13 protein-coding genes are annotated in these 13,049 nt (G+C 48.6%); 6 read left to right on the top strand and 7 right to left on the bottom strand.

Annotated features, from left to right (window positions below; genetic code table 11):
* Positions 1 to 57: 57 nt before the first annotated feature.
* Together K4A83_RS00295 and K4A83_RS00300 are read right to left on the bottom strand one after the other, a co-directional pair.
* Entirely contained in the window at positions 58 to 1,104 is a 1,047-nt protein-coding gene (locus K4A83_RS00295; protein ID WP_265262368.1) for a DUF1611 domain-containing protein, read from the bottom strand.
* Complete coding sequence (locus K4A83_RS00300; RefSeq protein ID WP_265262369.1) at positions 1,095 to 2,144, bottom strand: dipeptide epimerase; 1,050 nt, start codon at positions 2,142 to 2,144, stop codon at positions 1,095 to 1,097. The genes K4A83_RS00295 and K4A83_RS00300 overlap by 10 nt, the downstream gene beginning before the upstream one ends.
* A gap of 42 nt (positions 2,145 to 2,186) precedes the next feature.
* Between K4A83_RS00300 and K4A83_RS00305 the strand changes: the two genes are divergently transcribed.
* Entirely contained in the window at positions 2,187 to 2,759 is a 573-nt protein-coding gene (locus tag K4A83_RS00305; protein ID WP_265262370.1) for an NUDIX hydrolase, read from the top strand.
* A 204-nt stretch (positions 2,760 to 2,963) separates the two neighbouring features.
* Here the strand turns inward: K4A83_RS00305 and K4A83_RS00310 are convergent, their stop codons facing one another.
* The 3 genes from K4A83_RS00310 to K4A83_RS00320 form a co-directional block, all read right to left on the bottom strand.
* Positions 2,964 to 3,140, bottom strand: coding sequence for a hypothetical protein (locus K4A83_RS00310; protein ID WP_265262371.1), 177 nt, complete (start codon positions 3,138 to 3,140; stop codon positions 2,964 to 2,966).
* Between the two features lie 222 nt (positions 3,141 to 3,362).
* A complete protein-coding gene (locus K4A83_RS00315) occupies positions 3,363 to 3,848 on the bottom strand; it encodes a hypothetical protein (protein WP_265262372.1) in 486 nt (161 codons plus the stop codon).
* A 163-nt stretch (positions 3,849 to 4,011) separates the two neighbouring features.
* Entirely contained in the window at positions 4,012 to 4,902 is an 891-nt protein-coding gene (locus tag K4A83_RS00320) for a peptidoglycan-binding protein (RefSeq protein ID WP_265262373.1), read from the bottom strand.
* 144 nt (positions 4,903 to 5,046) lie between these two features.
* Between K4A83_RS00320 and K4A83_RS00325 the strand changes: the two genes are divergently transcribed.
* From K4A83_RS00325 to K4A83_RS00345, 5 genes are all read left to right on the top strand, one after another.
* Positions 5,047 to 5,277, top strand: coding sequence for a hypothetical protein (locus tag K4A83_RS00325; RefSeq protein WP_265262374.1), 231 nt, complete (start codon positions 5,047 to 5,049; stop codon positions 5,275 to 5,277).
* 95 nt (positions 5,278 to 5,372) lie between these two features.
* Positions 5,373 to 7,001, top strand: a complete 1,629-nt coding sequence (prfC, locus tag K4A83_RS00330; protein WP_265262375.1) for a peptide chain release factor 3 — start codon at positions 5,373 to 5,375, stop codon at positions 6,999 to 7,001.
* Positions 7,002 to 7,063: 62 nt separating this feature from the next.
* Positions 7,064 to 7,414 carry a Nif11-like leader peptide family natural product precursor gene (locus tag K4A83_RS00335; RefSeq protein ID WP_265262376.1) on the top strand — a complete coding sequence of 117 codons (351 nt, stop codon included), beginning with the start codon at positions 7,064 to 7,066 and terminating at the stop codon, positions 7,412 to 7,414.
* Positions 7,415 to 7,563: 149 nt separating this feature from the next.
* The gene (gene ndk, locus K4A83_RS00340) at positions 7,564 to 8,013 is read left to right on the top strand and encodes a nucleoside-diphosphate kinase (protein ID WP_265262377.1); all 450 of its coding nucleotides are present in this window, start codon (positions 7,564 to 7,566) and stop codon (positions 8,011 to 8,013) included.
* A gap of 216 nt (positions 8,014 to 8,229) precedes the next feature.
* On the top strand, positions 8,230 to 9,528 hold the full coding sequence (locus K4A83_RS00345) for a J domain-containing protein (protein WP_265262378.1): 1,299 nt from the start codon (positions 8,230 to 8,232) through the stop codon (positions 9,526 to 9,528).
* Positions 9,529 to 9,763: 235 nt separating this feature from the next.
* On the opposite strand, the gene K4A83_RS00350 is transcribed toward K4A83_RS00345, so the two are convergent.
* Both K4A83_RS00350 and K4A83_RS00355 read right to left on the bottom strand, forming a co-directional pair.
* Positions 9,764 to 11,362: an Hsp70 family protein gene (locus K4A83_RS00350; protein ID WP_407809765.1), complete on the bottom strand. Its 1,599-nt coding sequence runs from the start codon at positions 11,360 to 11,362 to the stop codon at positions 9,764 to 9,766.
* Between the two features lie 116 nt (positions 11,363 to 11,478).
* The gene (locus K4A83_RS00355) at positions 11,479 to 13,047 is read right to left on the bottom strand and encodes a hypothetical protein (RefSeq protein WP_265262380.1); all 1,569 of its coding nucleotides are present in this window, start codon (positions 13,045 to 13,047) and stop codon (positions 11,479 to 11,481) included.
* Between the last annotated feature and the right edge of the window lie 2 nt (positions 13,048 to 13,049).

Below are 13,049 nucleotides of genomic sequence, written 5' to 3' on the forward strand. Positions count from 1 at the left end.
TCAAGTTTAACGTTTCCCCTCCCCTCGCAATGACAGGATTCAACACTTCTAAAGGGGCTAATGGGTGGCTTCTAAGAGAATGTCTGCCCCGAATCGCACTACGTCGGTACAGGGTAGACCTGTTTCGGCGGTGACTTGTGCGATCGCCTCCTTGGCCGCCTGTTCTCCCCAATGGAACGTATTCAAAGCAATTCCCCGCACCGGAGTTTCCCCAAAAGCCCCCCCCGCTCGTCCGACCATCTCATATAAACGTACTACCTCTGGCAAGGGAGGAATCGACACTTCTGGGCAACGATTGATCGTTTTTTGCCCCGCCCGGTGGACTAAAATTAAACCCGTGGGTTGACTGCCCCGAATTAAGGGTAAGGTGGCCGTGGATCCCGGATGGAGTAGGGAGCCTTGACCTTCAATGAAGACCAAATCACAATCCCTCCCCACGGCTAACAGGGCCTGTTCCACCGCACCCGCCGCAAAATCCACCCGAATCGCATCCAAGGGAATCCCTGTTCCCGCAATCATTAACCCGGCCTGTCCAGTGGCCACAAATCCGGTTCTAATCCCCTTTCGTTGAGCCGCTTTCCACAACTCCAAACTGGTGGACATTTTCCCCACCGCCATATCTGTTCCCACCGTCAGGATGCGTTGACAAGTTAAAGCACGGGCCCGCCCCCCACCAATGCCTAAGCCTTCTGGTTCTTGACGAATATCCCAAATCCATTGACCTTGGGCCAAGGTTTGACTCGGCAACTCTTCCACTAGCTGGGCCATCGGGGTATGTAAGCCATTCACTACGGATAACCCTGCTAGCACCCCCTGTTTAACCTCCTGCCACCAATCATCAGGTAAAATCCCCCCCGAGGGGGCTAAACCAATCAGCAGCACATCCGGTTCATAGGTTAACGCTTCTGCCACCGATGCCACAATGGGGATATCCTGTTCAATCCCCGTCACTGTGGCTAAAGATTCCCCTGCACAATCTGCATCAATCACCGCCACCACCGGGGCCATACCGTAGCGAATAAAAGATAACCCGGTTTTCCCTGTGCCATCGTGAATTCCTTGATGGAGTAAAACGGCGACGCGATGTTTTGTGGTTAATTGCATTTTAACGTTACTCCTAAACCGGGTTGAGGGGTGGGAATGAGTCGCCCTGCTTGTAATACTGCCCCTGTAAAGGGATCATCCTTTAAATTTAAGTGACTATCTAAGTCTAAATAATCGGCAAAGGCTCCTAACTGGGCGATCGCACTATTGGCCAAACAACTATCCGAATAACAACCATACATCACCTGTAACCCCAGTCCACGCGCCATGTGAATCATCCGCCAAGCCTCCCTTAACCCCCCCGACTTCATCAACTTAATATTAATCCCATGCACCACCCCCGCCAACCGCGCCACATCCCCACTATTAAAACAGCTTTCATCCACAAAAATCGGGAGCAACGCCCGTTCATACAACGCCCCATAATCCCCCTCATCCTCCACCCCTAACGGTTGTTCCAAATGACGCACCCCCAACGCCACCAACTGAGGCATCATCTCCAGCGCCTCCCCTAGAGTCCATCCCCCATTGGCATCTACTGTTAATTCCGCTTCCGGCGCTTCCTCCCGCACCCCTTGTAACATCGCCCTATCGGCCTCAATCCCCTCTGGACTCCCCAACTTGATCTTAATCGCCCGCGTTTCCGTCACCTCCCGCCACTGGCGCACCCGTTGCCGTGCTAGTTCAGGAGAACTAATGCCCACCGTCACCGAGGTAGGCACAATGCGGCTTAAATCCGCCCCCCACATTTGCCAGAGGGGCAAATTCGCCCGTTTTCCCAGCCAATCATGACAAGCCACATCAATCCCCGCTTGTACCGCCGGATGGGGCTTAAACGCCCGGAAAACCCCCTCAATCTGTTGCCATTCCCAAGGGGCAAAAGGGCTTAAATGGGGCTTTAACGCCTCCACCTGTTCAGCCAGCCTTTCCGCCGTCATTTTATCCCCCACAGCTACGGAAAAGGGCGTAGATTCACCCCACCCTGTAATCCCCTCCTGTTCAATTTGAAGCCAGAGATTAGTATTTTCCCCTTGAGTACCGCGACTAATCGTCAGGGGGACATTTTTATGCACCGTAAACTGTTGAACCTGAATTTGCATAGAATTTTGAGCAGTATTCACCCGCGCAGATAACAAAAAGACATGACATCAATCCGTAAATGGCAAAAACTCGATTCAAAATGGATTATCCAAAATGAATGGTGTACCATTCGCCAAGACAGCGTTCAGTTAGCGAGTGGCAAGATCCTTGATGATTATTTTATCAATGTGCGGCCTGATGTCGCCCTAGTTCTACCTGTTACACCTCAGCAAGATGTGGTTTTTGTGCGCCAATATCGTCATGGAGTAGAAAAGATTTTACTGGAACTCCCGGCGGGAAAATTTGACCCCGCCGAAGAGGAGAGTTTAGCCGCCGCACAACGGGAATTAGAAGAAGAAACGGGCTATATTTCCTGCCAATGGTCGAAGTTAGCCACCGTTCATGATAGTCCAGTTCAAGACACTAACCAAGTGCATATTTTTTTAGCTGAAAATGCCGTTTTAGAAGGAACACAACATTTAGATGATAATGAAGAATTAGAAGTAGTTTTAATTCCTTTCGCTGACACATTTAAGCAGATTGAATCCGGGGAAATTTGTGTTTCCGGCACAATTGTTGCGCTATTTTTGGGCTGGCAACGATTAAGTCATCCATTGGAAGGGAGTAGGGAATAGGGAACAATTATCAATTATAGCCAACCTATCTGAGTCGTGCAAAAAAGGCTCGCCTGCAATGCAACTAGGACAATAGACCAAAGTTCACGCCTCATTAGGACTAGCTAGATCAATTATCAATTATCAATACTTAATTCCCACATCTTCCTGTTCACTGTGAATACACACAAGCTTAACTGGTTAAGGTTGCCGATTTCCCATTTCTCAAGAGGGTTCTACAGAGACGACAAAAGGCAATTCTTCAAAAGTGGTGACGGAGTGGTTAGGTAGGAAATTGAGTAAGACTGCGACCCAAACAAACACGACAGAAAGCATCAAACAGGCAATTAATTTTAACTGTCGTCTGATGGGTGCTAATCCTTGCAGTAAGTGAGTTTCCATAGACAATATTTCCCAAGAACAAAATTTTATAGATACTATTCTTTAGGCTGAATTCTTTGGCGCAACATCCTCACAAAATCAAATTTTAATAAAATCGAGCAAATGGCAAATCTGTTAAAAAGCTAGGCATTGATTATGCCCTAATGTTGATGAATGAAAGTTAGTATGCTTCAGCTTGGGGAGAGATTCTGTAACTTGTTCTACCGTTCTGAGAATTAATACTTAGGGATGAGGAGACAAACGATTACGGCGCTGACGGAGTGCGATCGCCAAAAAGTGCGCTTCTCGTTCTGCTTCCAGTAAATCCAAGGGACGAGAGGTTAGCCGTAAGCCCCCTTGAGGGGTAGGGTACACACGGGGAACTGTAACCATTTCAAACTGGCAGATGGGATGAGGCAAATTCACCGGATTTGGCGATTGTCGAAGCGTGGCGTTTGTTTGATTGACTTGGGTAGCTAACTCCTTAAAGTCCAGCAAGGCCATAGCCAACTGCTCCGCTAAACTATTAATCCGTTGACCCTGTATTTCTAACTGTTTGACTGTGACTTCAAACTCCTCTGATGGGGTGAGGGTCTTTTTTAAGAGGGTGTTAGGAACAGGTGCATTAGCAACTGAGGTAGAATCAGAAGGAGACAAAGGATTTCCCCCGGCTAAACAAACCAGATGGCGGGAATTTGAGGGGTGAGAGGGTCGGGATAGGGATTTCATGATCGATTAAGTGGGTTTTTTGTACTTTAATACATGAGTATTTAAAAAGCAACTCACGGATCATGTGAAGAAACCCAGTTTCTGGGGGAAGATGGCACATTTTGCCACAGTATGACTAGAAACCGGGTTTCTGTAGCCCTATCCATTCTCAAGTCCGGGTGATTTATCGCTGGCGAATAAAGCCCGTTGAAACGAATTGTCCGGGGGCAATTTCGGCCCAATTGGGGTTAGAGAGACTCGCTACCATAAGGGGGGTTCCATCGGGGAGCGATCGCACAACAGGATAATTCATCCCCGGACCACTACGCACATTTAAACGATTCCCATTCGTCACCACAATATAATTCCCTTGATCCGTTGTCCCCGTTTTATCCCCCGCAGAAGAACTAGCCTGTCCCCCCCGTAAAGCTGCCATAGTTTGGGGTCCAACAATACCATCCACCATTAGCCCCATACGAGATTGAAACTGACGAACCGCCTGTAAAGTCTCTTGGGTAAAGACTCCCCGCATTTCCCCTGTCACCCCATAGGGAATGTCATATCCCCAATTTCTGAGCAAAGTTTGCACCTCGGCCACCCTGTCCCCTCGAGACCCCAAGACCAATAGGCCCGAATTAGCAGAAGGTTCCGCTTGGGGAGTGCTGCCCCCCGTGCCACTGCGGAGCGCCGTTAGGGTATTGGGGCCAACAATGCCATCCACAGGCAACCCCACACTCCCTTGAAACTGGCGCACAGCCTGTTCTGTTTGGGGTCCAAATTGCCCCCGTCCTGCCCCATTAACCCCATACATAATAGAATAGCCTCGGTTTCTCAGTAACGTTTGCACCTCGGCTACCGCTTCCCCTTGCATCCCCCGTTTCAACAATTGAGCATAAACCGGAGACGTGACACTGAGCAGACCACTTAAGAGAATCACCCCCATCCCACCTAACCAAGCAACCGATGAGAGGGTTTTCATTGTGCGCCAGTCTTCATGAAAACTCGAAAAATCATAGTCGAGATTGGTCATGGCCTCATGGACAGCATAGCTATGATTGTAGGCTAACGTTTCCATGTTCCTTCCTCCTCTGAACACTGCAATCTGGGTGAAGCACAAAATATCACCGCACTTCATTATACTTAGGTCTTTCATCGATTCCGCCCATTCATTAAGAGGCCGTAAAATGATAGACACTGGATTCTAGGAGGAAAGACCACCGTGAACAGTGAGGAATTAGCACAATACCTAGAAAAGACCAACAGCCAGTTTAGGCCTTGGTTGTTGGTGCAATTGCGCTTGAGAAAATTGCAGGAGATACAAGATCAACTTTCTGCGGAGGAGTATGAGGCTCGTTTAGCCGATATTCACCAAGATTTGATGAACCTAGGTGAATGGTGGGTCGGTCAAGAAGATGAGGCATTTGGGGGATCATTTTTGGGCGGCTTGTGAATCCCCGACTAGGCAAGAGCGGGGAAAGTCAACCCATCAATTCCCTAACCTAAATCCCTTAGAATAGAAAAAAGCCTTTCCATTGCCTAGGATTCATGTCCAGAGAATTGTTACCGGAATTAGAACAAGCGGTCAATATTCGCCGCAATTTTGCCATTATTTCCCACCCTGACGCCGGGAAAACCACCCTCACCGAGAAACTCTTGTTGTACGGTGGAGCCATTCATGAAGCTGGAGCGGTGAAATCCCGACGAGATCAACGAAAAGCGACCTCGGACTGGATGGCAATGGAACAACAACGGGGGATTTCCATTACTTCGACGGTGCTTCAGTTTGAGTATGACGGGTATCAGATTAATTTGCTCGATACTCCCGGACACCAAGATTTTAGTGAGGATACTTACCGCACGTTAGCGGCGGCGGATAATGCGGTGATGCTGATTGATGCGGCTAAAGGGTTGGAACCGCAAACGCGCAAGCTGTTTGAAGTGTGTAAAATGCGATCGCTCCCCATTTTCACCTTCATCAACAAGTTAGACCGTCCCGGGCGAGAACCCTTAGAATTATTGGACGAAATTGAACAGGAACTCGGCCTAAAAACCTACGCCATGAATTACCCCATCGGCATGGGCGATCGCTTTCAAGGAGTCTATGACCGTGCAGGCCAACAAATTCACCTGTTTGAGCGGCGTTCTCATGGCAGCAAAACCGCCCTCGATACCACAATAAAACTCGGAGATCCTCGCCTTGAGGACTTATTAGACCAAGACCTCTACTATCAACTCAAAGAAGAATTAGAAATCCTTGACGAAATCGCCCACGATTTCGATTTAGCACAAGTTCACGCCGGAAAAATGACCCCCATCTATTTTGGCAGTGCTATGACCAACTTTGGCGTGGAACTCTTCTTAAAATCCTTCCTCCAGCACGCCTTAAAGCCCGAATCCCGCCATTCCTCCCTCGGAGATATCCCCCCCACCTATCCCGACTTCACCGGGTTTGTCTTCAAATTACAAGCCAATATGGACCCCAAACACCGCGACCGAGTGGCCTTTATTCGGGTCTGCACAGGGAAATTTGAAAAAGATATGACCGTCAGTCATGCCCGCACCGGAAAAACCGTCCGTCTCTCTCGACCGCAAAAACTCTTTGCTCAAGGTCGTGAATCCCTCGAAGAAGCCTATCCGGGGGATGTGATTGGCTTAAATAACCCTGGAGTCTTTGCCATTGGGGACACCATTTATAACGGCCAAGCCCTAGAGTATGAAGGGATTCCCTGTTTTTCTCCCGAAATGTTCGCTTACCTGAAAAACCCCAACCCCTCTAAATTTAAGCAATTCCATAAAGGCATTACCCAGTTACGGGAAGAGGGCGCCGTACAAATTATGTACTCCACCGATGATTTCCGACGAGATCCCATTCTCGCGGCCGTGGGACAATTGCAGTTTGAGGTAGTCCAGTTCCGGATGTTGAACGAATACGGAGTAGAAACCCAGTTAGAACCCTTATCCTACAGTGTCGCCCGTTGGGTTGAGGGAGGTTGGGAAGCCCTAGAAAAAGTGGGACGGTTATTTAATACTATTACCGTTAAAGACAGTTGGAATCGCCCCGTCCTGTTGTTCCGCAATGAATGGAATCTGCATCAGGTTTTAGCCGACCATCCCAAGTTAATCTTAAATTCTATCGCTCCAGTCGGATCAGGATTACAACCCCTTGAGGGATAAGTTTTGTAAAAGCAAGGTCTGAGTTTTTCCAGAACAGTCATTCCCTTCCAGTACAATAAAGTATGGTAGATTCAAATGATGGCGTAATGTCTCAGCGAGAAGATATAATCGGCTTTTTTCAAAAAGTCTGTGATGACCCCACTCTGCAAGACCAATTAAAACCCCCTTGTCCAGCGAATCGCGATGGTGTGGCAAACATCGCCCAAGCTTGGGGCTTTAATCTAACGGGCGCGGATATTGATGACTATGTAAGGTTTGCAGCTTTCTATCCTCAGTTTCAGGATGCGATCGCCCAGCACCAGTCCGGTGGTGAACACCTAGCGGACTGGTTGAATAAGTGGCGAAAACACCTCAAGAAATTTGAGGAAACCCCCCTAGATGATCGGTACGATACGATCAAGCGGTATCTCTAGGGGAGGCATTAAGACGCACTGGAAAGGTTGAGGAAATGGGACTACCTGTGGGTTACAAATTCTACGCCTTCCCCTATCCTCCCGTACCCGTTCTGAGCTAATCTGTCTTCTGTGTCAATTCATTGATCAGCGAACAGCAGGAGGTTAGCGTGGAACGGACATTTTTAATGATTAAACCAGATGGTGTACAACGGGGATTAGTCGGAGAAATTATCAAGCGTTTTGAAGCCAAAGGCTTCACCCTTGTGGGACTAAAGTTCATGGCCGTTTCTAAGGAACTCGCAGAACAACATTATGATGTTCATAAAGAACGCCCCTTTTTCCAAGGTTTAGTTGAATTTATTACGTCTAGTCCTGTAGTGGCGATGGTTTGGGAAGGAGAGGGTGTAGTCGCTTCGGCGCGGAAAATTATCGGGGCAACCAACCCCCTCAACGCTGAACCGGGTACTCTACGCGGAGATTACGGGATGGATGTCGGTCGCAATTTAATCCACGGTTCCGATGCTATTGAAACCGCCCAACGTGAAATTGCTCTCTGGTTTACTGATAGTGAGTTGGTCAATTGGGGTCCCACCCAAAAACCTTGGTTATATGAGTAAACAGTCATAGTGCTAGGGTAGGTCAGAGATCATAACTGCGGTTAGACAGGAATGATCTCCGACGCACCCTATTCAGCAGACTCTAATTAGGGACGAGCGAAGAATCTAGTAGAGACACAGAATAGGGTGCGTCAAAGCTGAAAACTGGGGTAAAACAGGAATAATGATTAGTGGTCAACGCTCAATTTTTAAGTCCCAACCCTTTCCCTCTCAGTTATGTCTAACTCGCGCACCTACTACCAAATTCTCAATATTTCACCGGATGCTAGTCTTGATGAGATCAGATCATCCTTTCGACAGTTAGCGCGGCAATATCATCCGGATGTTAATCCGCACCAAGAGGCACAGCAGAAGTTTCAGGAGATATCAGAGGCCTATCAGGTGTTATCGGATTCGGTGCAGCGTAGTTTGTATGACCAACAGCTAGGACTCCACAAGGCAGAAAGTAGTCCCTCTCAAACGACCCACACCTATCGGGACTTGTACATTCAGGGAATAGAAAAAGCGTTTCAACAGAATTACCCTGCCGCGATTGAGTGTTACAGCGAAGCGATTAAACTCAATCCCAGTTTTGTGGAGGCTTACCTAAAACGGGGGGAGTTGTACTATAAGCTGGGTCAAGATCAAAAGGTATTGGAAAATTGTCGTCAGGTCTTGCAGTTTGAGGAGGGATGTGGGGAGATTTATTTTTACTTAGGGCGATCGCGCTATCGGTTAGGATATACCCAATCCGCCCTAGAAGCCTATCATCAGGTGATCGCCCTAGTTCCCGATTATGCCCTTGCTTACTACCATCGGGCGGTCGCTTACCATGATTTAGGAATGGACTCCCACGCCGCCCAAGATTTACAACAGGCCGCGCTATATTTCCAAGAACAAGGGGACTTTAGCGGTTATCGTCTCGCCAATGAGACTCGACGACAACTTAAACCCCTCCTCCTCCATTGGGATAGTTTACAGCAATTTTCCCGTAATCTCTGGCGGGTGTTGGTTCGCCTCTTTTTACAACCGCAAGGGGGACTCGGTGAAGTCTTCCCCCATCTCCATCCTAGGGGCGCAATGGTCATGGGTTTAATCTACGGTGCGATCGCCCACGCGGCCTTTCTCCTTGGGGTAATCCTAGGCTGGGACAATACCCTAGGTCGTTTTTCCTGGCCTCAATTAATCGTGATCGGACTGATCCCTTTCACCAGTTTAGTCCTCCTCAGCGCCCTGCTCCGGCTCATCTTCCCCAGCCAAGGTCATTGGGGAGGGGATTTCCTCCTCGCAGGGGCTACCACCCTTCCCGTCGGTTTTCTCGCTCTCTGTAGTGGTTTTTCCACCCTCCTAGGCCCCACTCTAATGAGCTTGTTAACTCTCCTCAGTGCCACTATTGTGATCTTTAACCTCTACACCGCTAACCGCCAACTCTCCCATCTCCCGGAACAAGTGGCCCTCTGGTGCGTTCCCCTCCTCCTCTTTGCTAGTGGTTGGTTATCTTTAACGATCTTTATCTCTTTGATGAATAGGGGGTAGGGTGCAAGGCTGACCAATCTTGACAAGTTAAGATCCATCCCTTGTTGAGTCTAGCGTTGGACTTTTTCAGCAGACCCTAGATAAAACGAGTCTTTGTGAACTTGCAATGGGCATCCCAAAACAATCACCTGCGGGCTTTTCAACGCTGTGCGGCACGGGAAACCTCCCAAGGGCATCGGGGAGGACGAGGAAGAGGGTGGGGACAGCGAAGAGGTTGTATGGGGGGGATGGGGAGTTAACTTAACTGCACGACGGGACGATCTTCTAATAGGGTTTCTTGGGTTAATAAGTCTTCAACGGTGATGCGCAGAGAACATTGCTCATCGACTCGGAATTGAACTTTAATGCGATCGCTCCCCGGATTCCCTAGGGGCGACAGTTGGGCAATAGTGCGCCCTCCCTCGCTATCATTTAAAGGCTGCACAGCCGTCTCTCCACTACTCACCGTCCGGGTAATCAGGCGATCGCCATCAAAATAGACCTCTGTGCTACTATTTTCGGCCCCTAACTCCCCAATAATCAACTCAATACTGGGCTGATTTTCCACGGATGCCCCTAACAGTAACTCAATGGGCTGATTCGTAGGGTATCCTTGCCCCGCTTTAATAATGGGATGCCAACTGTGGCATTTATTGCGTCGATTCCAGTAACGCACCCCATAACTGTGATAGAGGAAATCCTTAATTTCAAAACCTTGCGCCAGTTGGAGGGCGCCCCATGCGATCGCCTCAAAAGGCTGTTCAGACTTAATCTTATCCTGCTCAAAATAGCCCTGAACCCACTCCTGTACGGCCGGAATTTGGGTCGTTCCCCCCACCAATAACACCCCATCAATATCGCGGGTTTCTATTCCTTGTAAACGCCCCCGTTGTAATACTTGAATCATCAAATCATCCAGTTGATCAAAAAACTGTTGCTGGGTTAAAATATCCCGCAACATTGCCCGATCTAAACTCAACTCATAACTTTCTAACGTCTCATCATTAAAATAAACCTCAGTGGCTTGGGATTGACTGGAAAGCTTGACCTTTAACCGTTCCGCCAAACGAGTAATTAAACTAGACTTTTCTAACCCTTGCTGTTGAGCAAAATAATCTGCCAACCAGTGATCAATATCCGAACCCCCTAAATTTAAGCCCGCTTTCGCTAAAACTCGCGCCGTTTTAACCTTTTGTCCTGAACTTTCTCCTAACAGTTTCTCTCCCCACTTTAAGATAAACCCCATCGGTTTTTTATCCTGTCCTTCCCCTGAGAGATTCAACTGAACCAGGGAAAAATCTACCGTTCCCCCACCAAAATCTACCACCAATAAAACATCTCCGTCCGTGGTGCCGTAGCCCAAAGCCGCGGCCGTGGGTTCATCTAAAAGGCGAATCTGCTCAATATCCCACCGACTACATACTCCCGTTAACCAATGACGATAGAGTTCAAAACTATCGACCGGAACCGTTAACACTAAAGAATCAATAGGTTGCTCTTGTTGTAATTCTGCAATCAGGGTATTTAAAAACTGTTCGCCCACCTGTTCAAAGGTGATGGTTTTGCCGTCTAATTCCGGTAAAAACCCCTGAATGCTCGAACCAATACCCCGTTTAAAGTCGCGGAAAAAGCGGGGATCGTTCTTCAAATCTAAACCGCGATCGCGCACTTGTTGCCCCAGCAACACCTTACCCTCCGTCACATCCTGCCAATACAACAAACTGGGGATCAACGGGGGGTTAAGAGCCAACTGTTGGGAAAACGGGGGCAATTTTAAGGTTTCCCCTTGCTGGGTGACGGCATTCCAACGGCTAATCACCGTGTTACTGGTTCCGAAGTCAATCGCGATCGCCATAAAATTCAGGTTACTGAAACCCCGTCCGTCTGTACGGCCGAGTAGTTCATTATAGCAGGCAACCGCCAACTCTTTCCTCGCTCTTATCGCTTGGGGCAGATGTGACGAGGGGAAGATTAAGGGAGAAGTGGATCCCCTTGAGGATTTTCGACCCGTTGGACAGGTAACAGGGTTAAGTAAGGAGATAATTGTTCTTCATCTACCCAAGCGGAATGATGGCGAATGGTCATGGTTTCCTCTTGGATATCTAGAATAGTTAAGTCTCCTCGTACAGCGCGTAAATCCGGCGGAAAATCGTAATTGTCAGGATCTTGGCGGATAGCTGGCGGCCCTCCTCCGAAGAAGTTTAAGGCCACCGCATCAAATCCCCGGATAAAGCGATCGCCGTTCCAATGCCATTCCGACCCAGACCAATATAGGGGATACAGATAATCCGGGGGGAAATCCTCCGGGTCGAAACCCCAAAATCTCCGACCTTCCGGCAAAGTAGCTTCAAATCCGGGTTCATAGCGCACTTCATACCGTCCGGGGTCGGAGGTAGAGTCACTCCTAGGTACCCACCATAACACCTCTAGGGGGTCATTCAGGGTCATTTCAACGCTGGGGGTTTCACTTTGGGAATGGCTATGGAGTGCAATAGTTCTATTATTGTCATCTACCATTAAGGCAAAGCGCCAACAAGTCCATCCGGTAGCGGTTTGTACCTGTTGGGTATTCACTTGACAGATACCGTTTCCGGTACCGACCCAGAGGGTATTGCCATCCATCTGGAGACGGGTGGGAATGGCCCCAACGAGGGGACTATTGCGCAGATGGAAGGATTGCACTTGTCCCCCTTGGAGACTGTTGGCAGGGGGTTGATAGGAGACTAATCCCATCCCCGGATAGAAGGGATTGCCTTCCCCAGAGAGTTGAGTCGTCATCCAGAGGGTGTCATCGGGGCCCACTTTAAGATCGGTGATCACTTGACCGGCAATTTCTGGGGGCTGACTGAGAATGACAGTTTCCTGTTGGGGATCGTAGGTGACAAAAGTGGCGATTCCGCTAAATCCTTCTCCTTTGTAGGCAGAAACAACCCAAAGGGGGCGATCGCGATAAACAATCCCATGAATCTCTCGGGGATCGGATAATTCTGCTCCGAGATTAGCGCTTCTTAACTGCTGCACAGTGTAGAGGGTGGTTACAATGGGTTCATCTTGACCCGGGGGAACAATCTCAAAAATCACCCTCTGGGAAAGTTGATTAGGATTAGCCAGAGGACTCGGATCTAAATAAGCGCGATAATAATAAAGCTGTCCGTTAACCTCAAAGGATTGATAGGTTGGATCTTCGAGTTCCGCTTGTTGTTCTTCCCATGTTTTAGGAGGTGGGGCTTGATAAGTTCCCCGATGAACGCTCCAAGTCCCATCACAGTAAACAAAATCATAATTCGAGGCTTGAAACCGTAGAATTTTGTCCTCCTGTTGAATATCTCGAATCTGAAAATTGAAGCGATCGGCATAAAATTCCACGTTTTCAACAGGTGTTAATTCCACCGGAGACGAGGGAGGCGCTGGACAATTCCCGTCATTTCTTGTCCCCGCCGGTAATTGTCCCACACCATTAGAACCTCCTTCGTTACCACAGGCGCTTAACAGTCCCAATAGTAGGGTAATTGTAACTATACGTTTCTTGACTACTCCCACCG

It is taken from the genome of Spirulina subsalsa FACHB-351, from assembly GCF_026130165.1.
Taxonomy (GTDB): domain Bacteria; phylum Cyanobacteriota; class Cyanobacteriia; order Cyanobacteriales; family Spirulinaceae; genus Spirulina_A; species Spirulina_A subsalsa_A.